This window comes from Pseudomonas sp. SIMBA_041 (assembly GCF_046535095.1).
GTDB classification, from domain to species: Bacteria; Pseudomonadota; Gammaproteobacteria; order Pseudomonadales; family Pseudomonadaceae; genus Aquipseudomonas; species Aquipseudomonas mucoides.
Window position 1 is genome coordinate 1 of sequence record NZ_JAWRXJ010000388.1, and the last position, 267, is coordinate 267.

1 protein-coding gene is annotated in these 267 nt (G+C 63.7%); it reads left to right on the forward strand.

Going from position 1 to position 267, the window contains the following annotated elements:
* Positions 1-267 (forward strand): 7TM diverse intracellular signaling domain-containing protein (locus tag SB725_RS31605; RefSeq protein ID WP_410923377.1); only part of this gene is annotated, 267 nt, incomplete at both ends.

Sequence of the window (267 nt, forward strand, 5' to 3'; positions counted from 1 at the left end):
GTGTGGCACAGTGCGCAAACGCCCGCTGCCTATCTCACCCTGGTGCTCGCGGGCCTGGCCGGGCTGTATTTCACCCTGCATTTCTTCTCGCCGTGCAATTCGCCGCGGCTGAACCGCCTGCTGCAAGGCGAGATGCTGGTGGCAGCAGTCAGCGGCCTGGTGCTGCTGTTCGTCGACACCTTGCCGCTCAACCTGATGACCTATGCGCTGCTGGCCCTGGGCAGTGTCAGCATGCTGCTGGTCAGCACCTTCCACTGGTACAAGGGC